At 72.8% G+C, this 20,858-nt stretch carries 20 protein-coding genes; 11 read left to right on the forward strand and 9 right to left on the reverse strand.

The window, feature by feature from the left end; translation table 11 throughout:
• Positions 1 to 35: 35 nt before the first annotated feature.
• Positions 36 to 614, reverse strand: coding sequence for a TetR/AcrR family transcriptional regulator (locus HD593_RS60550; RefSeq protein ID WP_312903856.1), 579 nt, complete (start codon positions 612 to 614; stop codon positions 36 to 38).
• Between the two features lie 95 nt (positions 615 to 709).
• Here HD593_RS60550 and HD593_RS32230 point away from each other — a divergent pair, with 95 nt between their 5' ends.
• Positions 710 to 2,299 (forward strand): alpha/beta hydrolase family protein, encoded by a 1,590-nt coding sequence (locus tag HD593_RS32230; RefSeq protein WP_185105723.1) that lies wholly within the window; start codon positions 710 to 712, stop codon positions 2,297 to 2,299.
• Between the two features lie 20 nt (positions 2,300 to 2,319).
• Here the strand turns inward: HD593_RS32230 and HD593_RS32235 are convergent, their stop codons facing one another.
• The 3 genes from HD593_RS32235 to HD593_RS32240 form a co-directional block, all read right to left on the reverse strand.
• Positions 2,320 to 2,925 carry a WD40 repeat domain-containing protein gene (locus HD593_RS32235; protein WP_185105724.1) on the reverse strand — a complete coding sequence of 202 codons (606 nt, stop codon included), beginning with the start codon at positions 2,923 to 2,925 and terminating at the stop codon, positions 2,320 to 2,322.
• Between the two features lie 117 nt (positions 2,926 to 3,042).
• Positions 3,043 to 3,171 (reverse strand): hypothetical protein, encoded by a 129-nt coding sequence (locus tag HD593_RS63685; protein WP_281402485.1) that lies wholly within the window; start codon positions 3,169 to 3,171, stop codon positions 3,043 to 3,045.
• A gap of 429 nt (positions 3,172 to 3,600) precedes the next feature.
• Positions 3,601 to 5,247: an amidohydrolase gene (locus HD593_RS32240; RefSeq protein WP_185105725.1), complete on the reverse strand. Its 1,647-nt coding sequence runs from the start codon at positions 5,245 to 5,247 to the stop codon at positions 3,601 to 3,603.
• 297 nt (positions 5,248 to 5,544) lie between these two features.
• Between HD593_RS32240 and HD593_RS32245 the strand changes: the two genes are divergently transcribed.
• Positions 5,545 to 5,973 carry a VOC family protein gene (locus HD593_RS32245; protein ID WP_221526196.1) on the forward strand — a complete coding sequence of 143 codons (429 nt, stop codon included), beginning with the start codon at positions 5,545 to 5,547 and terminating at the stop codon, positions 5,971 to 5,973.
• A 3-nt stretch (positions 5,974 to 5,976) separates the two neighbouring features.
• Here the strand turns inward: HD593_RS32245 and HD593_RS32250 are convergent, their stop codons facing one another.
• The 5 genes from HD593_RS32250 to HD593_RS32270 all read right to left on the reverse strand — a co-directional run bounded on the left by HD593_RS32250 (position 5,977) and on the right by HD593_RS32270 (position 11,323).
• Complete coding sequence (locus HD593_RS32250) at positions 5,977 to 6,675, reverse strand: RDD family protein (protein ID WP_185105727.1); 699 nt, start codon at positions 6,673 to 6,675, stop codon at positions 5,977 to 5,979.
• Positions 6,672 to 7,058 carry a PadR family transcriptional regulator gene (locus tag HD593_RS32255; protein WP_185105728.1) on the reverse strand — a complete coding sequence of 129 codons (387 nt, stop codon included), beginning with the start codon at positions 7,056 to 7,058 and terminating at the stop codon, positions 6,672 to 6,674. The genes HD593_RS32250 and HD593_RS32255 overlap by 4 nt, the downstream gene beginning before the upstream one ends.
• A gap of 73 nt (positions 7,059 to 7,131) precedes the next feature.
• On the reverse strand, positions 7,132 to 7,908 hold the full coding sequence (locus HD593_RS32260) for a maleylpyruvate isomerase family mycothiol-dependent enzyme (protein WP_185105729.1): 777 nt from the start codon (positions 7,906 to 7,908) through the stop codon (positions 7,132 to 7,134).
• Between the two features lie 58 nt (positions 7,909 to 7,966).
• On the reverse strand, positions 7,967 to 8,521 hold the full coding sequence (locus tag HD593_RS32265; protein WP_185105730.1) for a dihydrofolate reductase family protein: 555 nt from the start codon (positions 8,519 to 8,521) through the stop codon (positions 7,967 to 7,969).
• Positions 8,522 to 8,608: 87 nt separating this feature from the next.
• Entirely contained in the window at positions 8,609 to 11,323 is a 2,715-nt protein-coding gene (locus HD593_RS32270; RefSeq protein WP_185105731.1) for an AAA family ATPase, read from the reverse strand.
• A gap of 99 nt (positions 11,324 to 11,422) precedes the next feature.
• On the opposite strand from HD593_RS32270, the gene HD593_RS32275 reads away from it, so the two are divergent.
• The 9 genes from HD593_RS32275 (at position 11,423) to HD593_RS32315 (ending at position 20,857) form a co-directional block, all read left to right on the forward strand.
• Positions 11,423 to 12,355 carry a LysR family transcriptional regulator gene (locus HD593_RS32275; RefSeq protein WP_185105732.1) on the forward strand — a complete coding sequence of 311 codons (933 nt, stop codon included), beginning with the start codon at positions 11,423 to 11,425 and terminating at the stop codon, positions 12,353 to 12,355.
• A 97-nt stretch (positions 12,356 to 12,452) separates the two neighbouring features.
• Complete coding sequence (locus HD593_RS32280) at positions 12,453 to 13,613, forward strand: NAD-dependent formate dehydrogenase (protein WP_185105733.1); 1,161 nt, start codon at positions 12,453 to 12,455, stop codon at positions 13,611 to 13,613.
• Positions 13,614 to 13,703: 90 nt separating this feature from the next.
• Positions 13,704 to 14,147 (forward strand): cyanase, encoded by a 444-nt coding sequence (gene cynS / locus HD593_RS32285; protein WP_185105734.1) that lies wholly within the window; start codon positions 13,704 to 13,706, stop codon positions 14,145 to 14,147.
• A gap of 99 nt (positions 14,148 to 14,246) precedes the next feature.
• Complete coding sequence (locus tag HD593_RS32290) at positions 14,247 to 14,849, forward strand: superoxide dismutase (protein WP_185105735.1); 603 nt, start codon at positions 14,247 to 14,249, stop codon at positions 14,847 to 14,849.
• Positions 14,850 to 15,119: 270 nt separating this feature from the next.
• Positions 15,120 to 16,409 (forward strand): ArsB/NhaD family transporter, encoded by a 1,290-nt coding sequence (locus HD593_RS32295; protein ID WP_185105736.1) that lies wholly within the window; start codon positions 15,120 to 15,122, stop codon positions 16,407 to 16,409.
• 44 nt (positions 16,410 to 16,453) lie between these two features.
• Positions 16,454 to 16,906, forward strand: coding sequence for a GbsR/MarR family transcriptional regulator (locus tag HD593_RS62080; RefSeq protein WP_185105737.1), 453 nt, complete (start codon positions 16,454 to 16,456; stop codon positions 16,904 to 16,906).
• Positions 16,903 to 18,111: a glycosyltransferase gene (locus HD593_RS32305; protein ID WP_185105738.1), complete on the forward strand. Its 1,209-nt coding sequence runs from the start codon at positions 16,903 to 16,905 to the stop codon at positions 18,109 to 18,111. The genes HD593_RS62080 and HD593_RS32305 overlap by 4 nt, the downstream gene beginning before the upstream one ends.
• Positions 18,112 to 18,308: 197 nt before the next feature.
• Positions 18,309 to 19,202: an ABC transporter ATP-binding protein gene (locus tag HD593_RS32310; RefSeq protein WP_185105739.1), complete on the forward strand. Its 894-nt coding sequence runs from the start codon at positions 18,309 to 18,311 to the stop codon at positions 19,200 to 19,202.
• On the forward strand, positions 19,199 to 20,857 hold the full coding sequence (locus tag HD593_RS32315; RefSeq protein ID WP_221525103.1) for an ABC transporter permease: 1,659 nt from the start codon (positions 19,199 to 19,201) through the stop codon (positions 20,855 to 20,857). Before HD593_RS32310 ends, HD593_RS32315 begins: the two co-directional genes overlap by 4 nt.
• Position 20,858: the final 1 nt, after the last annotated feature.

Raw genomic sequence — 20,858 nt, forward strand, 5'->3', positions numbered from 1 at the left:
TGGCAGGACGACCAGCCTTCGACCGGCCGCCGGAACTACGAGGAATCGCGCGTGGTCTTCACAGCGGTGAGTGCGGCCATGCCCTCGAGGACGTAGTCGAGCAGGGGGCGTGAACGCCCGTCCAGATGCCACTGCTCCAGCGAGCCGAAGTAGACCCCGAACCAGAACGTCCGCGCCATCACCCGAGCCTTGGCCGGTGGGTCGCCGCGGTCGCGCAGCTGGGTGGCCAGGCGTTCGGCGGCCTCGTCCAGCGAGCCGTACACCGCCGCGCGCACCGCGGGCTCCTCCAGCACGTAACGCATCCCGCGCCAGGGAGAGTGGCCGGGGGACTCGTCGAACAGGCCGATCAGCCTTTTCAGCGTGCCCGGCAGGTCGTCGGGGTCGAGCTGGGCGGAGTAGAGGTCCAGTCCGACCATCGCGAACGGGTCCGTGGTGAACAGCCCTTCCTTGGTGCCGAAATAGCGGTAGAAGGTGCGTGGTGACACCCCGGACGCGGCGGCGATCTCGTCGATCGTCACGGCGTTGTAACCACGTTCGTCGAACAGGTCCATCGCCGTGTCCATGATCACGTGGATGGCCGCGAGCCGGTTGCGCTGGCGAAGGGTCAGGGACACGAAGCGAGCCTACCGGTGCACCTTCAAACTGGCAGCTACTGCCAATTAGGCGGTAGCTGACATATAGTGCGGGGCATGAGGACGAGGAGGCGCCGATGAGGCCGTTCGAGATCGGGTTGGTGGTAGCGGAGGCGCTGGCGTGTCTCGGTCTGGCGTTCCGGCCGGTGCGCGTCTCCGCAGTGTTCGCGCCGGCGATTCCGGTTGCGGTCGTGGCGCAGGTGCTGGTGGAGGGGGCGCGGTGGCCCATGGCGCCGGCGTACGCGCTGGCAGCGGCGCTGACGGGGTTGTGGGCACGCCGCGCGGTGACCACCGTGCGAGCGCTTCCGCGACTCCGGCCGGCCCGGCCGCGGGCGGGGACCGTGCTCGGGCCGGTCGCGATGGTGGTCGTGATGGTGGTCGTGATGGTGGTCGTGGTGGCGGTGCCGTTGCTGCTGCCCGTGTTCCGCTTCCCGCGTCCCACCGGCCCTCACGGTGTCGGCACCCTCACCTACCACTGGACCGACCACTCCCGCCGCGAGATCCTCGGCCCCGATCCACGGGCGCCGCGCGAGCTGATGGCGCAGATCTGGTATCCGGCCCAGGCCGATCCGTCCGCGCCGCGTGCCTCGTACGTGCAGGACGGCCCCATCACGGACGGCATCGCCCGGCTGCTCGGCGCGCCCGGAGTCACCTTCCAGCACCTGCGGCAGGTACGCACCAACGCCGTCGCCGACGCGCCCGCCGCTCCCGGCCGGCACCCCGTGCTGGTCTTCCTGACCGGCGCACAGGGCTTCCGTCAGTCGAACACGTTCCAGGCCGAGGAACTGGCCTCACACGGGTACGTGGTCGCCGCGCTCGACCAGCCGTACACCGCCGCCGCGGTCACCTTCCCCGGCGGGCGCACCGTGCAGGCCCTGCCCCGGGACCGGATGAGCGCGCTCATCGAACAGAGTCTCACCCCGGCGGCCACGCCTCCCGTGCTTCACGGCCGCGCGTTCCCCGAGGGGCTGATCCCGCATCTCGCCCGCGACGTGCCGTTCGCCCTGGACCGCCTGCGCGACCTCGACCGCGCCGACCCTCGCCGGGTCCTGACCGGACGGCTCGACGTGGCGCGGGCCGGGGTGTTCGGCGTGTCGCTGGGCGGCATCGTCGCTCCCCTGGCCGCCAACCTGGAGCCCCGCCTGCGCGCCGGTCTCGTCATGGACGCCCGCATGACCGCCGACGTCGTGCGTGACGGCATGCGCACCCCTGCCATGTGGCTCACCAGGGACGCCGCCACCATGCGCCGCGAGGGCTGGGACGAGGCCGAGATCGAGCAGCACCAGACGACCATGCGAGCGGTTTACGAAAAACGTCCGGCCGACGGCTACTTCATCACCATGCCGGACACGTTCCACCTCGACTACACCGACGCGACCGCCTGGTCGCCGCTCATCGGCATGCTGGGTTTCTCCGGCCCCATCGGGGCAGAACGGGCCCACACCATCATCAACGCCTATACCCTCGCGTTCTTCGACACGTACCTGAAGGACGCCCATCCGGCCCTTCCCGTCTTCTCCGGCGTGCGCGCCGAGGCCACGCCGACCTCCTCCCGGGCACCGGCTCCTACCGCACCCGACAACCGAGGCCGTACGAGCCGACCTGCCGGCGCCCTGGTGACCCTGCCTGCCGGCGAGAAGCCAAGGGGGCATGAAGGATGGGGCTGAGGCGCGGAGCGACGGGTTGCTCAGGCGAGACTCCACATCCGGATCGTGGCGTCGAGACTGCCGGAGACGACGACGGGGGTGCCGTCCTCGCGTGTGCCCACGGCCAGGGCGCTGATGGTGCCGGTGTGACCGGTGAAGGGGCCGCCAAGGGGCAGGCCGGTGTCGAGGCCGCGCACCACCACGTTGCGGTCGTCGCCACCTGAGACCATGACCGGTGTGCCGTCGCCGTCAGTGGTCGCCGCGACGGCGACATGGTAGGCGTCTCCTTCAGGCGTCAGCGGCTCCCCGAGGGGCCGGCCCGGCTCCAGGTTCCAGATGCGCAGCGTCGCTGGTGGGCTTCCGTCGTCCAGAGGGAAATTCCGAGCCACTGCCGAGATCACGACACGCTGCCCATCGCCGCGCTCCGCGATCGCCAGCCCGTAGACCGTGCAGTTGAAGCAGGTGTTGAGCGGTTTGCCGACGGGTTTACGCGTGTCGAGGTTCCAGATCCGCACCCTTGAGTCGGTGGTGCCGGTCACGAAGACGGGCGTTCCATCGGCGCGATGGGTGACCTCGATGTCCGTGACACCGGAATGGTGACCCCACCAGGGCTTGCCGATGTACTTGCCGGTGTTCAGGTTCCACATGTGGAGTGCCACCGTTTTGCGGCCCTCGCCGCTGGAGATGATGACCGGCGTACCGTCACTGCGCTTCCCGACGGCGACGGCGTGGACGAGCTCGTGCCCGGTTCTGAGCGGTTTGCCCTAGGGCCGGCCCGTGTCGAGGTTCCACATCCGTACGGTGCCGTCCTCGCCGCCGGAGACGATGACGGGAGTGCCGTCGCTGCGCTCGCCGATCGCGAGCGCGCTGATGCCCCGGGTGTGGCCCTTCAACGGTCCGCGCAGTTCACTTCCGAACGGTGGGACCGCTGCGGCGGATGCCTGCCTGGCTGGTTGGCCTGCGTGGGCCGGTGTCGTCGCCATCACCGCGGGCGGGTGCCGGCACGTGCCTGCCACCAGGAGAGCCGGCGCCACCACCAGCGTTCCGGCACTTCTCCCGACTGCACGTCGCGCCATCCCCTCGTCCTCTCAAGCGTTCCACCCGGGCGTGATCATGGGCAGGCGTCACTGTGGCTGCCGGGCTCCCTGTCCAGGAAGAGCTCACCGGCACTCCTGACCCCCGGCCACCTCCGTGTGCCTCACGTGGGCACCAACCTGCTCGAAGCCCGCATACGACGACACGTCGGCATCGCCCTCGACCTGCTCGGATCGGCTGGACCACGCCGAACATGGGCCCCTGCGGCTCACCACCCGGGAAGACGATCAGGCGAGCGCGCCGTCGTCGTGGACGACGTCACCGCCGATGACGGTGGCGCCGACCGACAGGGTGGCGATGCGGTCGGGCGCGACCGTGAGCAGGTCGTCGGACAGCACGGCGAAGTCGGCCAGCATGCCGCGGGCCAGCGTCCCCTTGCGGTCCTCGGCGTGCTCGGCGTACGCGGAGCCGATCGTGTAGGCGCGCAGCGCCTGCTCGGGGGTGAGGGCTTCGCCAGGGGCGAGCGGCGCGCCGGAGGCGGTGCGCCGGTTGACCATGTCGTGGATGTTCAGCAGCGGGCTGCCGTGCGCCACGGGCGCGTCGCTGCTGCCCGGCAGGACGACCCCGGCGTCGAGGAGGCTGCGCATGCGGTAGCAGCGTTCGCTCCGCTCAGGGCCGAGCGCGGCGATCATGCCGTCGCCGATCTCCGTCAGGAAACGTCCCTGAGGGACGGCGATGGCGCCGAGCGCGGCCAGCCGTTCCACCTGGGTACCGGTGGCGACGGCGAAGTGCTCGATGCGGTGGCGGGGGTCGCGGCGCGGGTGGGCGGCCTGGGCGGCGGCGAAGGCGTCGAGCGCGAGGCCGATGGCGGCGTCGCCGATGGCGTGCGCGGCGACCTGCCAGCCGCAGCGGTGCGCTTCGACGATCATGTGCCGTAGCTCGTCCGGGTCGAACAGCGGGAAGCCGGAGTTGTCCGGCTCGTCGTGGTAGCCGGTGCACATGTGGGCCGAGCGTCCGATCAGGGAGCCGTCGGTGGCGACCTTGGTGGCGCCGACCTTCAGCCGGTCGTCGCCGAACCCGCTGCGCAGCCCCAGGTCGAGCCCGAACCAGGTGTTCCCGGGCTCGAACACGCCGAGGTCGTGCAGGACCGTGAGGTACGGCATGACCGTGGCCCTGACGTTCAGCAGGCCGCGCTCGACCGCCAGGTGGAAGGCGTGCAGGTCGACCGGGCCGTGCCCGATGTCGCCGACGGCGGCGATGCCGGGCTCGGTGAAGCTGGTCAGGCCCTCCGAAACGGCCACGGTGTTGGCGGCGGCGATCCCGGCGACGATCGTCTCGACGGGCAGAGGCCGGAAGGTCCCCGTGACCAGGGGCTGGGCCCGTTCCTGGAGCAGCCCGGTGGCCCGGCCGGCTGCGTCGCGCTCGACGTGGCCGCCGTCCACGTCCGGCACGCCCAGGCCGCCGGGGTAGCCGGCCAGCTCGAAGGCCGCGGTGTTGGCCACGCCCATGTGGCAGGAGACGTGTTCGAGCCAGACCGGCCGGCCGCCCGCGACCGCGTCCAGGGCCTCGGCCGCCGGGTGGGCGCCCAGCTTGTTCTGGTCGTAGCCGGAGCCGTGGATCCAGGCGCCCGGCTCCAGCTCCGCGGCGCGTTTCGCCACGGCCGCGTAGAGGGCGTCCAGGGTGGGGGCGGCCTCGGCGCGCAGGTCCAGCTCCAGGAGCCGCCTGCCGCGCAGGCTGAGGTGCTGGTGGGCGTCGTTGAACCCCGGTACGGCGGGCGCTCCGCCCAGGTCGTGGACCTGCCGCGCGGTGCAGTGCGCGACCTCCTCGTCCACGCCGGCGATGCGCCCGGCGAAGACGCCGACGGTGTGCGCCGTGGGGCGGCGCGGGTCGAGGGTGGTGAAGCGGCCGTTGGTGAACAGAGCGTCGAGTTGCACGAGGTTGCCCTATCGGTTGCGGACGGGAGCGGGCTGCGCGGCGGCCTTCTCACGATCATGGGTGGTACGGCGGGCGAGCGCCAGGACGCACGCCAGCGTGAGGAGCAGGACGTTCTCGCACCCGACGCGGTCGCCGAGATGCCGCCGAACGGGCGGCGGGCTCGACCCCTGCTTCCGTGACTTCAGAACCGTCCGTACAGAAGCCGATGTCGATAATGGCTTGTCGGCTCCGTCCCAGGGCACATGCGGCCATCGTGGCCGCACCACACCAAGGAGACCAGCATGGCGATTCAGCGCATGGACAACGTCCTCATCGTGGTCGACGACCTGGACGCCGTCATCGCGTTCTTCGTCGAACTCGGCATGGAGCTGGAGGGCAAGGGCCCGCTGGAGGGCGAACGCTGGGCGGAGCGCGTCATCGGGCTCGACGACGTCCGGCAGGACGTCGCCATGCTGCGGACCCCCGACGGACACGGCCGGGTGGAGCTGGCGAAGTTCCACCGGCCGGAGGCGATCAGCACGGAGCCGAAGGACGCGCCGGTGAACACGCTGGGCATTCGCCGCATCATGTTCGCGGTGGACGACATCGAGGACGTCGTCGCCCGCCTGCGCGCCCATGGCGCCGAACTCGTCGGCGAGCTGGAGCAGTACCAGGACAGCTACCGGCTCTGTTACGTCCGCGGCCCCGAAGGCCTCATCGTCGGGCTGGCGGAGCAGCTCGGGTAGCGGCTACCGCTCCGCCCGCACGACCTTGCTGCCGGTCAGGTGGTCGAGCACCCGGCGCCGGTCGCCCCACGCGACGGGTATCCAGTCCAGCCAGGCGATCGGTCCCAGCATCAGGCTGAGCCGCCGGACGATGCCGGTGACCGGGTGGATGCGCAGCCCGGTCTCGGTCACGACGCACAGTCCCATCAGGCGCTTGCCCGGGCTCGTGCCGGTCCAGGCCTCCACCAGCCCCAGGCCGACGATCGACCAGAGCAGGGCCAGCGGCACGCCCACGGTGTAGAGGAGCCCGGCGTAGCCGTAGACGTCGCATTGCGTGGGCCCGACGGCCACGCACCCCTCACCGATCTTGACGTACACGAAGGGCGGGAACGCCAGCGAGAAGCCGCTGCCCAGCTCGGCGATCCGGGCGATGCCCCGCACCAGCAGCGTGAGCGTGACGCCGACGAGCGGCAGGTTGTCGATCACGACGGCGACCAGCCGCACGTCCATGGGAGCGGGCGGCGCCGACGCTAAGCCGGCGAACGTGGCCGCCGCCTCTCTCGGCGTGCCGAGCCGGCTCAGGGAGTGCTCCAGCTCGCCCGCCTCGGCCGCGTCGGACAGATGCGCGCCGAGCTCCGCCTTCGCCTTGTCCCGGGACGAGCCCAGCAGATGGCGCCCGACCCGCTCCGCGTAATCGTCGATGATCTCTTGCTCGTTGCTCATTCCCGCACCTCACCGAGTGTGTCGAGGAGCTGTCGCATGCCGTCGACCAGGCCGCTCCACTCGGCGCGCAGCGTGGCGAGGTACGTGCGACCCTCCGGCGTGATGACGTAGTACTTGCGCGGCCTGGCCCGCCCTTCCGCTTCCCAGGTCGCGGCGATGTGGCCGGAGTCCTCCAGCCGGTGCAGCAACGGGTAGAGCGTGCCCTCCTTGACCCGCAGGACTCCCTCGCCCGTTTCCCGCAGCACTTTCATCAGCTCGTAGCCGTATCGACGGCGAGCGCCGAGGACGGACAGCACGGCCAGCTCGGTGGTGCCGCGGGCGAGCTCGCGCCGCAGGCGGGCGATGGTCGCCGATTCCGATGGCAGCTCGGTGTCCTCGGACATGAGACCACAGTACGACCCGATACCTTACGTGGCAAGGTATCGGGTCGTACGAGCCTCCCCGGGAGGACTCAGATCAGTCGGTGACCCAGTCCATGTGCTCGATCCAGAGCTGGAACAGCGCCCGGTCCCCCAGCACTTCCAGCGCGGAGGCCGCACCCAGCGGCCGGCGCCTGCTGAGCACCAGCAGCAGTTCGGCGGCCGGCCCGCGTACCGCGACGTCCGCCTTGGTGTGCGCGCGTTCCAGGACGACCCGGTCCGGTTCCCGGCGTGCCACCCACTCCCCGGGCGCGTCGGTCGCGTGGAAGTGCAGGGTCTGGCCGTTGCCGCGCATCGCGGCGGCGAAGTCGGGCCTGTTCTCCCAGTAGCCGCGGGAGGTCATCGTCGCCAGCCAGTCCTCGGTGGCCGCGACGGCGAGCTCCGGCGCCAGCTCGTACCGCAGTCCGAGCGCCGCGGCCGCGTCCGCCCGGTGCACGCAGACCTCGCCGAACAGCCGGCGTGACCAGAACGGCACGCCCGCGGCGCCGCCGGACGGATCCCACACCGGCGTGTCGTCGTCGGCCGAGTCGAACGCCCGCTTCGCCTCGGCCGCGCCCTCGGCCAGCCAGTCGCGCCACTGCCCCGAATCGGCCGGTCCGGGGACGTAACCGGCGTACGCCCTGCTCGGCTCGCTCATCCGCTCACCCACGAGCATGGCCACCATGCGCTGGGTCCCGCCGACGTGGTCGACGAGATCGGCCAGCGTCCACTTCGGGCAGGTCGGCACGGGCGCCGTCGCGTCCTTGCCGTCCACCCACTCGGCGAGCGTGCGCGTCTGTTCGACCACGGCCTTCACGTACGCGGATGTGTCCATCTGCACCTCCAAGTGCTCCGTCGATTCCTGCTGAAACGTGTCATGTCATGAACCCTCCTCAGCCCGCGGCCGGCCGGTAGCGCAGCCAGACGACCCCGGACCGGTACGGCGTGGCCGCTACCAGCTGCAGCCGGATGGGACCGGCACCGTCGAGGATCCGCGGCCCGGCCGGCCAGAGGTGCGGGTTCACCCAGAACCAGAACTCGTCGGCCAGACCGTGCCGGGCGAGGGTGTGCGCCAGCTCCCCGCATCCGGAGACGATCAGGTTGCCCCGGTGCTTCTCCTTCAGGGCCGGGACGGCCTGGACGACATCGCCCTCGATGAGGGTGGCGTTCCAGCCCAGCGATCCGGCGAGCGTGCGCGAGGCGACGTACTTGGGCATGCCGTTGATCCGCTCCGCGTAGTGCCCCATCGACGGGTCCTCGCCGAGGTGCGGCCAGACGGCGGCCAGCCCTTCGTAGGTCTTGCGGCCGAGCAGCAGCGCGTCGGCCAGGATCAGCTGCTCGAGGCCCGCGTCACCGCTGTCGGCGTCGAGCTCCAGCCAATCCTCGGGGGTGGGCGCCTCGAAGGCGCCGTTGACGGTGATCTGGTTGTGGATGACGACCTTTCCCATGCGTTCGAGGCTAGGGAGCCACCCGGGACGCCCGCATCGGTCGAACGACTGCCGCTGAGCCGCCGGGCACCGGGCGGGCGGCGGCCGTCATAAGTCGAGCTGCCCCAGCTCGGCCCGTCGCCTGACGCCCAGTTTCGGATAGGCCTTGTAGAGGTGGTGGCCGACCGTGCGCGGGCTGAGGAACAGCTCGGCGGCGATCTCCCGGTTGCTCAGGCCCTGGGCGGCGCGCCGCACGACCTGCAGCTCCTGCGGGGTGAGCCCGCCGGCGCTCCCGGCCTCTCCCGGAGCGGTCTCGCCGAGCGCGGTCAGCTCGGCGCGTACGCGCGGCAGCCAGCCATGGGCGCCGATCCGGTCGAACGTCCGGTACGCCTCCAGGAGTTGCTCCTTGGCCGCGATGCGCCGCCGGTGCCGGCGAAGCCACTCGCCGAACACCAGCCGGGTCCGGGCCTGATCGTAGGGGCCGCAGCTCCCGGCCGCCAGGGACTCCTCGAACCGCTGGTCCGCGGCCGGTTCGTCGCCGAGGAGCGCCTGGCAGCGCAGCAGGAGGGCGGAGGCCACCGGGCTCCCGGTGTACGCCGCCCAGTCGGCGAGCCCCGGCAGGAACCGGCGGGCCCGGGTGGTGTCCCCGGCCCGCACCGCCGCCTCCAGCTGGTCGGGGATCGCGCGGACCATGAGGTCGCGGCCGGGCGGGCCCTCGCAGGCGGCCTCCAGCCGATCGAGCGCGCGCCGCGGGTCGCCACCCATGAGGTCGACCAGCCCGAGTGCCCAGGTGGCCTGCGCGGCCGCCATGCCGTGCCGCCGCGGATCGTCCAGGACGCCTGCCGCGTGCCGCTCGGCGCCGGCGCTGTCGCCCCGGACCGCGGCGAGCCAGGCCGCCGTCGCGGACAGGACGACCACTTCGAGCTCCTGACCCAGCTCCCCGGCCAGTGCCATCGCCTCCGTGACGTTGCTGTCGGCGTCGCGGATCCTGCCGGTCGCGAGCTGCGCGAGTGCCAGGGGCTCCTGGGTGTAGGGCAGCCAGCCCAGCTCTCCGCGGCTGCGCACCTCGGCGACGTGGGCGTCGAGCATCGCCACGGCCGGCTCGTCCTCGCCGATCAGCAGACCCATGAACGCGGCGTTCAACCGCTGCAGGGTGGCTCTCCCGTCGCTGTCCCTGGCGGCGAGGAACGCGGCGCGCATCGGCTCGACCGCCGCCGCGGTGTCGCCGCACAGCAGGTCCGCGAAGCCGACCAGCCCGCCGACCAGCCCGTCGGTCGGCCCGTCGGTCGGCCCGTCGGTCGGCAGGGTGCTCCGCGGGATAGATCGGAGCTGGTCCGCGCAGCGGTACAGCAGTGCGGGGTCGGCCGTGTCGCGCGCGCACCAGGTGGCCTCGGTCAGGATCGAGACGGCGAGGTCCGGCTCGGTCGTGAGCACCGGGGCCGCGGCCTCCAGAGCGAGCCGGACCGCCTCGCCCGGCGACGCACGCTCGTAGGCCACCTGCGCGCGGATCCAGCCGGCCTGCGCCACCTCGCCGGGCGCCTCGGCCAGCTCGGCGCCCGCGTCCGCCAGCTCGGCGGCCCGGTCGAGCTGCCCGGCGTCGTACGCCGCCCGCGCGGCGGCGACCAGCCGCCTGCCGCGGACGGCCGGTGCGCCGGTCAGCTGGGCCGCCCGGGCGAGGGCGCAGGCCGCGGCCGCCACCGCGCCGCGTCCCGTCGCCCGCTGGGCGACCTGCTCCAGACCGTCCGCGACCGCGTCGTCCGGCCCGCCGGCGGCGGCCGCCAGGTGCCAGGCGCGCCGGTCGGCCTCGCGGGGATCGGTCAGCACCCGGGCGAGGGCCCGGTGCGCGGCGACCCGGCGGGCGAAGGGCGCCTCCTGGTACGCCGCGGCCCTGATCAGGGGATGCCGGAAGACGACGCCGTCGGCGCTCACGTGGACGAGCCGGCTCCGTTCGGCCGGCTCGAAGTCGCCCGCGTCGCCCCCGAACTCCGCGGCGGCGGCCATGAGGGTCGACAGGGCGGAGCCGTGGTCGGCCGCGGCCAGGAGCAGGACCGTCATGGCCGGCTCGCCGAGTGCCCGCACCTGCCGGCGGAAGTGCTCGTCGAGCCGTCCGGCGGCCGGCAGCGGCGCGACGGGCGCGGGGACCGCGGGCGCCGCGCCCGCATGGGCGGCCAGCTCGACGATGGCGAGCGGATTGCCCCCGGACTCGGCGAGAATCCGGTCGACGACCTCGCCCGGCAGCGCCGCTCCGGCCGTGGCGAGCCTGGCGGCGTCGGCGGCACCCAGCCTCGGCAGCGTGAGGCTCTCCACCCCGGGCGCGGGGAAGCCGGGGTCCCCGTCCCGGGCGGCGAAGATGGTGGCGACCGGGTCGGCGTGCAGGCGGCGCACCGCGAACAGTAGCGCCTCGATCGACGACCGGTCGAACCACTGGGCATCGTCGAGCAGGCACAGCAGCGGCCGCTCGCCGGCGAGCTCGGAGAGCAGCGACAGCGCCGCCGCGCCCGGCAGCATCCGCTCGACCGGGGCGCTGCTCGCCCCGAACGCGGCCCTGAGCGCCTCCGCCTGCGCGCCGGGCAGCGTGTCCAGCAGGTGGAGGTCGCGCATGAACATCAGCTGGAGCGCGGCGTACGCCACCTCGGCCTCGGACTCGATCCCCACCACCCGGAGCACCCGCATGCCGCCGGCGACACTCTCCGCGTAGTCGAGCAGCGCCGTCTTGCCGATCCCGGCCTCCCCGCGCAGCACCAGCGACCGGCTGCGACCGCCCTTCGCCTCGGCCACCAGGCGATTGATCCGCGACTGCTCGGCGGAGCGTCCGACTATCACAGCGGGCACGCTACACCTCCCGCCGGCGGGTTCCTTCGGCCTCGCACCGCGGCCCGCGGGGGGATGGACGGGAAAGGTACGGGCGCGGCATCCTGTGACGTGCTGTTGCGCCAGTTGGAGTACCTCGTCGCCCTGGCCCGTGAGCGCCACTTCGCCCGTGCGGCCGCGGCCTGCCACGTCTCTCAGCCGTCGCTCTCGGCGGCCATCCGCAAGCTGGAACGCGAGCTGGACGTGCCGCTCGTCCGGCGCGGGCAGCGCTTCGCCGGGCTGACCCCGGAGGGCGAGCGGGTGGTGCTGTGGGCGCACCGCATCCTGGCCGACGCCGAGGCGCTGCGCCAGGACCTGTCCCGGATGCGCGAGGGGCTGTCGGGCACGCTGCGCATGGGGGCGATCCCGACCGCGCTGACCGCCGCCTCGCTGCTGACCACGCCGTTCTGCGAGCGGTACCCGCACGTACGGGTGATGCTCACGTCCCTGTCGTCCCGGGAGATCGCGCGCCAGCTCGCCGACTTCGAGATCGACATGGCGATGACCTACCTGGACGACGACGCGGAGGAGGACTTCGGCGAGGTGCGCACCACCCCGCTGTACCAGGAGCACTACCTGCTGCTCACCCCCGCCGACGGTGAGCTGGCCGACCGGCGGGTGGCGCGCTGGGCCGAGGTCGCCGCGCTGCCGTTGTGCCTGCTGACGCCCGAGATGCGCAATCGCCGCATCCTGGACGCCAACTTCCGTCACGCCGGGGCGGTGGCCGTGCCGGCCATCGAGACCGACACCGTCTCCGCGCTGTTCGCGCACGTGGCCACGCACCGCTGGTCGAGCGTGATCGCGCACGCCTGGCTGCACATGTTCGGCGTCCCTGAAGGCATGCGGGTGGTCAGGCTGGAGCGGCCGGCCCGCGAGCCGCGGGTCGGGCTCGTGCTGCCCGGCGCGGGGCCGGAGCCCGTGATGGCCAGGGCCGTGCTGGACCTCGCCCGCGAGCTCGACCTGCACGAGGTCTTCCACCGGCTCGCCAGCGAGCACCTGTCATAGCCGGCTCCTATCAAGCGATAGAAACAAACGCTTTGACCTGCGGAAACCTGCCGGCGGAGAGTGTGATCACTCCCCCCGACGACGAGGAGCAGAGATCATGGCCAAGGTGTTGTGCGTGCTGTACGACGACCCGATCGACGGATACCCCACCTCCTACGCGCGCGACGGCCTGCCCGAGCTGGCCGGCTACCCCGGCGGGCAGACGCTGCCCAGCCCCAAGGGCATCGGCTTCACCCCCGGCCACCTGCTCGGCAGCGTCTCCGGCGAGCTGGGGCTGCGCCGCTTCCTGGAGGACCGTGGGCACACCCTCGTGGTCACCTCCGACAAGGACGGGGACGACTCGGCGTTCGATCGCGAGCTGGCCGACGCCGACGTGGTGATCTCGCAGCCGTTCTGGCCCGCGTACCTGACCGCCGAGCGCATCGCCCGCGCCCCCAGGCTGAAGCTGGCCGTCACCGCCGGCATCGGCTCCGACCACGTCGACCTGGACGCCGCCATCGCCCGCGGCATCACCGTCGCCGAGGTCACCTACTGCAACAGCATCAGCGTCGCCGAGCACGTCGTGATGATGATCCTCTCGCTGGTCCGCAACTACCTGCCGTCCCACCGGACGGTGCTGGAGGGCGGCTGGAGGATCGCCGACTGCGTCGCCCGCTCCTACGACGTGGAGGGCATGCACGTCGGGACGGTCGCGGCCGGCCGCATCGGCCTGGCGGTGCTGCGCCGGCTCAAGCCGTTCGACGTGCACCTGCACTACACCGACCGGCATCGGCTGCCGCGCGAGGTCGAGGAGGAGCTGGGGCTCACCTTCCACCCGGACGCCGCCGCGATGGTGCCGCACTGTGACGTGGTGACGATCAACGCGCCGCTGCACCCGGAGACCGAGGGGCTGTTCGGGGACGAGCTGCTCGCCACGATGAAGCGCGGCGCGTACCTGATCAACACCGCCCGCGCCAGGATCGCCGACCGGGACGCGATCGTCCGCGCCCTGGGCAGCGGGCAGCTCGCCGGGTACGCGGGCGACGTGTGGTACCCGCAGCCCGCACCGGCCGGCCATCCCTGGCGGACGATGCCGTACCACGGCATGACCCCGCACATCTCCGGCTCCTCGCTGTCGGCGCAGGCCCGCTACGCCGCCGGCACCCGCGAGATCCTCGAAGCCTGGCTGGACGGGACGCCGATCCGCGAGGAGTACCTGATCGTCGAGGGCGGGGCCCTGGCCGGCACCGGCGCCCACTCCTACTCCACCCGCACCTGACCGGCCGCCCCCCGGCCCCGGTCGTTGCCTCCTGGGCCGGGGGGACGGACAGTGGACGTGCATCCGCCCGGCGATCTCCAGGGAGCAGCGATGGTTACCAAGCAACAAGCGGCAGAGGCCGTCCGCCACGCCAAGGCGGTCACCGGCGTCACCTGGGAACAGCTCGCCGAGGCCATCGGCCGCCCCCTGGTGTGGACGACGGCGGCCCTGCTCGGCCAGCATCCGATGAGCAAGGACGAGGCGGCGACGGCTGCGGCCCTGCTCGAACTCGGCGACGACGTCGCGCTCGCCTTCCAGCTCCAGCCCACGCGTGGCGGGCTGGAGTCCGCCGTCCCGGTCGATCCGACCATCTACCGGCTGTACGAGATCGTCCAGGTCTACGGGCCGGCCATCAAGGAGCTGATCCACGAGCAGTGCGGGGACGGCATCATGAGCGCCATCAACTTCCGGCTGGACGTCAAGCGGGTGCCCGACCCGGCGGGCGACCGGGTCGTCATCACCCTCGACGGGAAGTACCTGCCCTATCAGTGGTGATCCTGGACGCGTCCGGAGGGTCTTCCAAGACGTGAGCTACTTGCATGAGTATGGTTATTGCAAAGAGTATGCAAGTAGCGGTTTTGGAGGACAGACGTCATGGGTCAGTACACCCTTCCCGACATGCCCTACGACTACGCGGCGCTGGAGCCCGCGATCACCGGCGAGATCCTGGAGCTGCACCACGCCAAGCACCACGCCGCCTACGTCAAGGGCGCCAACGACACCCTGGAGCGGCTGGCCGAGGCCCGCGACAAGGGTGAGTTCGGCGGATTGGTCGGGCTGGAGAAGACGTACGCGTTCAACCTGTCCGGCCACGTCCTGCACACGATCTTCTGGCAGAACCTCTCACCCGACGGCGGCGACCGCCCCGACGGCGAGCTGGGCGACGCGATCACCGAGCACTTCGGCTCGTTCGACGCCTTCAGGAAGCAGCTCACCACCGCCACCGCCACGGTGCAGGGCTCGGGCTGGGGCGTGCTGGCGTGGGAGCCGCTGGGCCGGCGGCTCGTGGTCGAGCAGGTCTACGACCACCACGGCAACGTCGGCATGAACACCACCCCGCTGCTGGTGTTCGACGCCTGGGAGCACGCGTACTACCTGCAGTACCGCAACGTCCGCCCGGACTACGTGGAGAAGCTGTGGGGCCTGATCAACTGGAACGACGTGATCGCCCGCTACGACGCCGCCCGCGGCGCCTAGCCCGATGCCGGCGACGCCCGCCTGGCCCGAGCTTGGTCCGCGGGGCCAGGCGGGCGCCGTCACCTCCCGGCTCCCGGCCAGACAGGCAGGGCACCTATGCGATCTTGACGGCACTTGATAGGTTTCCCACAGGTGCGCCGGGAAGTCTGGTCGGCAGTTCCTTTCCCATGGACCTGCGAAGGAAGTGCCGGTGCGTGACCTCATGGTCGGCTCCCCCGCCGTAACCGTCCTGCCCGGCGCCCAGGTGCCGCTGGAGCGGGTGCTCGCGGCGTGAGCGTGCTGTCCTGGGTGAGCGTGGCGGTGTTCCTGGCCGCGTACGCGCTGATCGCCACCGAGAAGATCCACCGCGTGGCCGCCGCGCTCGGCGGCGCCGGCATCATGCTGGCCATCCACGCCACCGGCGCCGAGGCCGCGTTCTTCTCCGAGCACTCCGGCATCGACTGGAACGTCATCTTCCTGCTGCTCGGCATGATGATCATCGTCGGGGTGCTGAAGCAGACGGGGGTCTTCGAGTACCTGGCCATCTGGGCCGCCAAGCGGGCCCGCGGGCGGCCGTTCCGGCTGATGGTGCTGCTGGTGCTGATCACCGCCGGGGCGTCGGCGCTGCTCGACAACGTCACCACCGTGCTGCTCATCGCGCCGGTGACGTTCCTGGTGTGCGAACGGCTCGCGATCAACCCGATCCCGTTCCTCATCGCCGAGGCCATGGCGTCCAACATCGGCGGCGCCGCCACCCTCGTCGGCGACCCGCCGAACATCATCATCGCCAGCCGCGGCGGCCTGAGCTTCAACGACTTCCTCATCCACATGGCGCCGATGGTGCTCGTGCTCATGTCGGTGTTCATCGGCCTGTGCTATCTGCTGTTCGGCCGGACGTTCCGGTACGACGCCGAGCGGGCGGCCGAGGTGATGGCGCTGAACGAGCGGGAGGCCATCGCCGACCGCAGGCTGCTGTGGCAGTCGCTGGCCGTGCTGGCGCTGGTGCTGGCCGCGTTCGTGCTGCATCCGGTGCTGCACTACGAGCCGTCGGTGGTCGCGCTGCTGGGCGCGGGCGTGCTGGTGGCCGCCACCCGGGTGACCACCGAGCAGGCCATCGCCGAGGTGGAATGGCCCACGCTGGTGTTCTTCGCCGGGCTGTTCGTCATGGTCGGCGCCCTGGTCGAGACCGGCGTCATCGGCGAGCTGTCGCGGGCCGCCGTCGCCGCCACGAACGGCCGGCTCGAGGTGACGACGATGGGAGTCCTCGGCCTCTCGGCCGTGCTGTCCGCCGTCGTGGACAACATCCCCTACGTCGCCACGATGAGCCCGATCGTCGAGCAGCTCGTGCAGGCGGGCGGCAACGGCGCGGCGCAGGTGCTGTGGTGGGCGCTGGCCTTCGGCGCCGACCTCGGCGGCAACGCCACCGCCGTCGGCGCCGCCGCCAACGTGGTGGTGCTCGGCATCGCCGCCCGGAACGGCACGCCGATCAGCTTCTGGCAGTTCACCAAGTACGGCCTGGTCGTCACGGTGGTCACCGTCGTGCTCGTCGCCCCGTACCTGTGGCTGCGCTACCTCATGTGACTAATCTGTTCGGATCCATCCGAACAAACCGATATAGTCGGTTCGTGAGCGTTGATGAATTCGTGGAGGACGCGGGCCTGTTCTACGAGCGGCTCGGGCTGAGCCGCACGTCAGGCCGGGTCATGGGCTGGCTGCTGACCGCCGACACCTCCGGCGCCGACGCGCCCGAGCTGGCTGAGGCGCTGGCCGTGGCCAAGAGCAGCATGAGCGTCGCGCTGCGGCAGTTGGAGCAGGCGGGCCTCGTCGAACGGTTCCGGGTACGCGGCGAGCGGCGCGACCGCTACCGGCTGGCCGAGGACGTCTTCGCCCGCGCCTTCCGCGCGAAGATGGCCGAGTTCGAGAGCTTCCGCACCCTGGCCGAGCAAGGACTGCGCGCGGTGGGCGACGACCCGGAGCGCCGGCGGCGGCTGGAGCTCATGCGCGACATGTACGCGTTCATGATGGACCGCTTCCCCCGCCTGCTGGACGAGTGGGACGAGCTCAAGGACTCCCGATGAGACCCCTACTGATCACCGTCGGCAGCCGCGGCGATGTCCAGCCCTACCTCGCCCTGGCCAACGGGCTGCTGGCCGCCGGGCACCGGCCACTGCTGGCCGCACCCCGCCGCTTCGAGCCGCTCGCCACCGCCCGCGGGGTGGACTTCGCGCCGCTGAACGACGAGATGCTCGCGCTGCAGGACAAGGTCCAGGGGCAGGGCGTGCGCGCCGCCGTCACCGCCGCCCGCTCGGTCAAGCCGATGCTCCGCCGCCTGCTCGACGACCAGGCCGCGCTCGCCGCCCACCAGGCCGACGTCGTCGTCTACCACCCCAAGTCCCTCGGCGGCCCCTACCTCGCCGAGAAGCTCGGCGTCCCGGCGCTCGCCGGCCTGCTCCTGCCGCTCTACCTGCCCACCGCCGCCTTCCCCTCCCCCATCCTCCCGGTACGGGTGCCGCCCGCCCTCAACCGGGCGACCTGGCGCGTCTCCTCCGCCGTCGAGGCGCCCTACCGCGGCACGGTGCGGGACTGGCGGGCCGGGGCGCTCGGCCTGCGCGACGGATTCCACCCGGTGGCCGACCTGGTCAAGGCGGGCGGCGTCCTGCACGCCTGGAGCCCGCACCTGCTCCCGGCACCCGCCGACTGGCCCGCCGACGCCCACCCCACCGGCTTCTGGACCATGCCCGCCCCCGGCGACTGGACCCCGCCCGAACGGCTGGCCCGCTTCCTCGACGACGGCGACCCGCCCGTCTACGTCGGCTTCGGCAGCTCCTCCAGCGGCGACCCGGAGACGCTGACCGCCACGGTGCTGGAGGCCGTCCGGCTGACCGGGCGCCGCGCCGTCCTGGCCACCGGCTGGGGTGCGCTGCGGCCGGGCGCGGAGCCGGGTGGCGTGCTGGTCATCGAGGAGGCCCCGCACGAGTGGCTGCTGCCCCGGATGGCGGTCGCCGTGCACCACGGCGGCATCGGCACGGTGGCCGCCGCCCTGCGCGCCGGCGTCCCCCAGGTGGTCCGCCCGTTCCTCGGCGACCAGCCGTTCTGGGCCGGACGCCTGCACCGCCTCGGCGTCGCCCCGCCACCCGTCACCGGCCGCCTCACCCCGGCTCGCCTGGCCGCCGCCATCGACGCCGCGACCGCCCTGGCCCCCGCCGCCCGCGCACTCGCCGCACCCGTCCGCGCCGAGGACGGCGTCGCCGCCGCCGTCGCCCGCATCAGCCGCCCGAGGTGAGCCGGGCCTCGGCGGGCGGCAACGTGGCCCGGCACGCTCATGGCGTCCGCTGGGGCCGGGGCGGCGGCGCGCCACCGTAGCGAATCCGTCAAGAAACGTCTGGCGGGACCGATCCGGCGCTGTTACCGTCGGTGGTGGAGCGCCGGGAAGCCTGGTCGGCAACGTCACATCGGACCGGCTTCAGGGAGGCGCCCCCCATGGCGAGCAGTCCTGCCGTATTCATCGATAGCCTGGTCAAGTGCTACGGCAAGGTCCGTGCCCTGGACGGGCTCGACCTCAACGTGCACACCGGCGAGGTCCACGGGTTCCTCGGCCCGAACGGCTCGGGCAAGACCACGACGTTGCGCATCCTGCTCGGCCTGCTGCGCGCCGACGCCGGGCACGCCGAGCTGCTCGGCGGTGACCCGTGGCGGGACGCGGTCGAGCTGCACCGGCGGCTGGCGTACGTGCCGGGCGACGTCGTCCTGTGGCCCGCGCTGTCCGGTGGCGAGGCCATCGACCTGCTCGGACGGCTGCGCGGCGGCCTCGACCGGCGGCGCAAGGCGGCCCTGTGCGAGCGCTTCGATCTCGATCCCACCCGCAAGGGCCGCGCCTACTCCAAGGGCAACCGCCAGAAGGTCGCGCTGATCGCCGCCCTGGCCTCGGACGTCGAGCTGCTGCTCCTCGACGAGCCGACCTCGGGCCTGGACCCGCTCATGGAGGCGGCCTTCCGCGAGACGATCCGGGACGAGCGCGCCCAGGGGCGTACGGTGCTGCTGTCCAGCCACCTGCTGTCCGAGGTGGAGGCCCTGTGCGACCAGGTCACCATCATCCGTGACGGCCGCGCCGTCCAGACGGGCACGCTGGCCGAGCTGCGCCACCTCACCCGCACCTCCATCACCGCCGCCCTCGATCGGGTCCCCGGCGAGCTGGCCCGGCTGGACGGCGTGCACGACCTGACCGTCGAGGGCGCGCAGGTCCGTTTCCAGGTCGACGCGGGCCACCTGGAGCAGGCGTTGCGCCTGCTGACGGACTCGGGCGTGCGCGCGCTGACGTGTCAGCCGCCCACGCTGGAGGAGCTGTTCCTGCGCCACTACCAGGTCGCGCCATGACCGCCACCCCGGCGCCGCCGGGGCTCGCGACGACCGGCACGCCGGCGCTGGTAGGGCGAGCGATGACGGGCACGCCGGCGCTGGTGCGGCTCGCGCTGCGCCGCGACCGCCTCCTGCTGCCCTCGTGGGTCGCCGTCATCGCCGGGCTCGTCACCGCCAGCGCCTCGGCCATCGCCGAGCTGTACCCGCAGGCGGCCCAGCGCATCGCGCTCGGCGTCACCATCGGCTCCGCGCCCGCGTTGCAGGCGCTGACCGGGCCCGTCTACGACGCCGCCTCGGTCGGCGGCCTGACCGCCTGGCGCGTGACCACGATGGCCTCGGTGCTGGCCGCGCTGATGAGCATCCTCGTGGTGATCCGGCACACCCGCGCCGAGGAGGAGAGCGGCCGGGCCGAGCTGGTCGGCGCCTGCCCCGTCGGCCGGCACGCGCTCCCGGCCTCCGGGGTGCTGGTGGCCGCGGGCGCGAACCTGCTGATCGGCGTGCTCATCACGCTCGGCCTGGCCGGGCAGGGGCTGCCGGTCGCGGGCTCGCTCGCCTTCGGCGCCGCGGTGAGCGGCACCGGCTGGACCTTCACCGGCGTCGCCGTCCTGGCCGGGCAGCTCACCGCGCACGCCCGCACCGCCAGCGCCGTCGCGGTCGCGGCCCTCGGCGCGGCCTTCCTGCTGCGCGCCCTCGGCGACGCGGCCCGGATCGAGGCGCTGTCCTGGCTGTCGCCGCTGGGCTGGGCCCAGCGGGTACGCGCCTTCGCCGGCGAACGCTGGTGGGTGCTCATCCTGTTCGCCGCCACCGGGCCTGCCCTGGCCGGGCTGGCGGCCCTCCTGGCCAGGCGGCGCGACCTGGGCGCCGGGCTGCTCGCACCGCGTTCCGGCCCGCGCGACGCCGCCGCCTCCCTACGGGGTACGGTCGCGCTGGCCTGGCGGCTGCACCGCGGGGTGCTCCTGGGCTGGACGGCGGCGTTCACGATCGGGGGCGCGCTGTTCGGGGCGCTGGCCCACAGCGTCGGCGACCTCGTGCGCGACAACCCGCAACTGGCCGCGCTGCTCTCCCGCATGGGCGGCGGCGCGGGCCTGCTGACCGACACGTTCCTGGCGGCGGAGCTGAGCGTGCTCGGCCTGATCGCCGGCGGCTACGCCGTTCAGGCCACGCTGCGGTTACAGGGCGAGGAGTCGGCGCTCAGGGCCGACCCCGTCCTGGCCACCGCCGTGCCCCGATGGCGCTGGGCGGCCGGCCACCTCGGCATGGCGCTGGCCGGCAGCGCCGCGATCCTGGCCGCGGGCGGCGTGGCCGCCGGGGTCACCCACGGCCTCAGGATCGGCGAACCCGCGCTGCAGGTGCCGCGGCTGCTCGGCGCGGCGCTGGTCCAGGTGCCCGCCACCTGGACCCTGGCCGGGATCGCGATGCTGCTGTTCGGGCTGCTCCCCCGGCTGACCGCGCTCGCCTGGGCGGCGCTGATCGCGTTCGCCCTGCTCGCCCAGCTCGGCGAGCTGCTGCAGCTCGACGACCGGATCCGGAGCCTGTCGCCCTTCGCGCACGTGCCGCGGGCCCTTCCCGGGCCGGTGGACCCGGGCCCGCTGCTGGGCCTGTGCCTGGTCACCATGGTCCTCGTCCTGGCCGGCGTCCTCGCCTTCCAGCGACGTGACCTGCGGGGGGATTGAG

Source organism: Nonomuraea rubra (assembly GCF_014207985.1).
Classification (GTDB): domain Bacteria; phylum Actinomycetota; class Actinomycetes; order Streptosporangiales; family Streptosporangiaceae; genus Nonomuraea; species Nonomuraea rubra.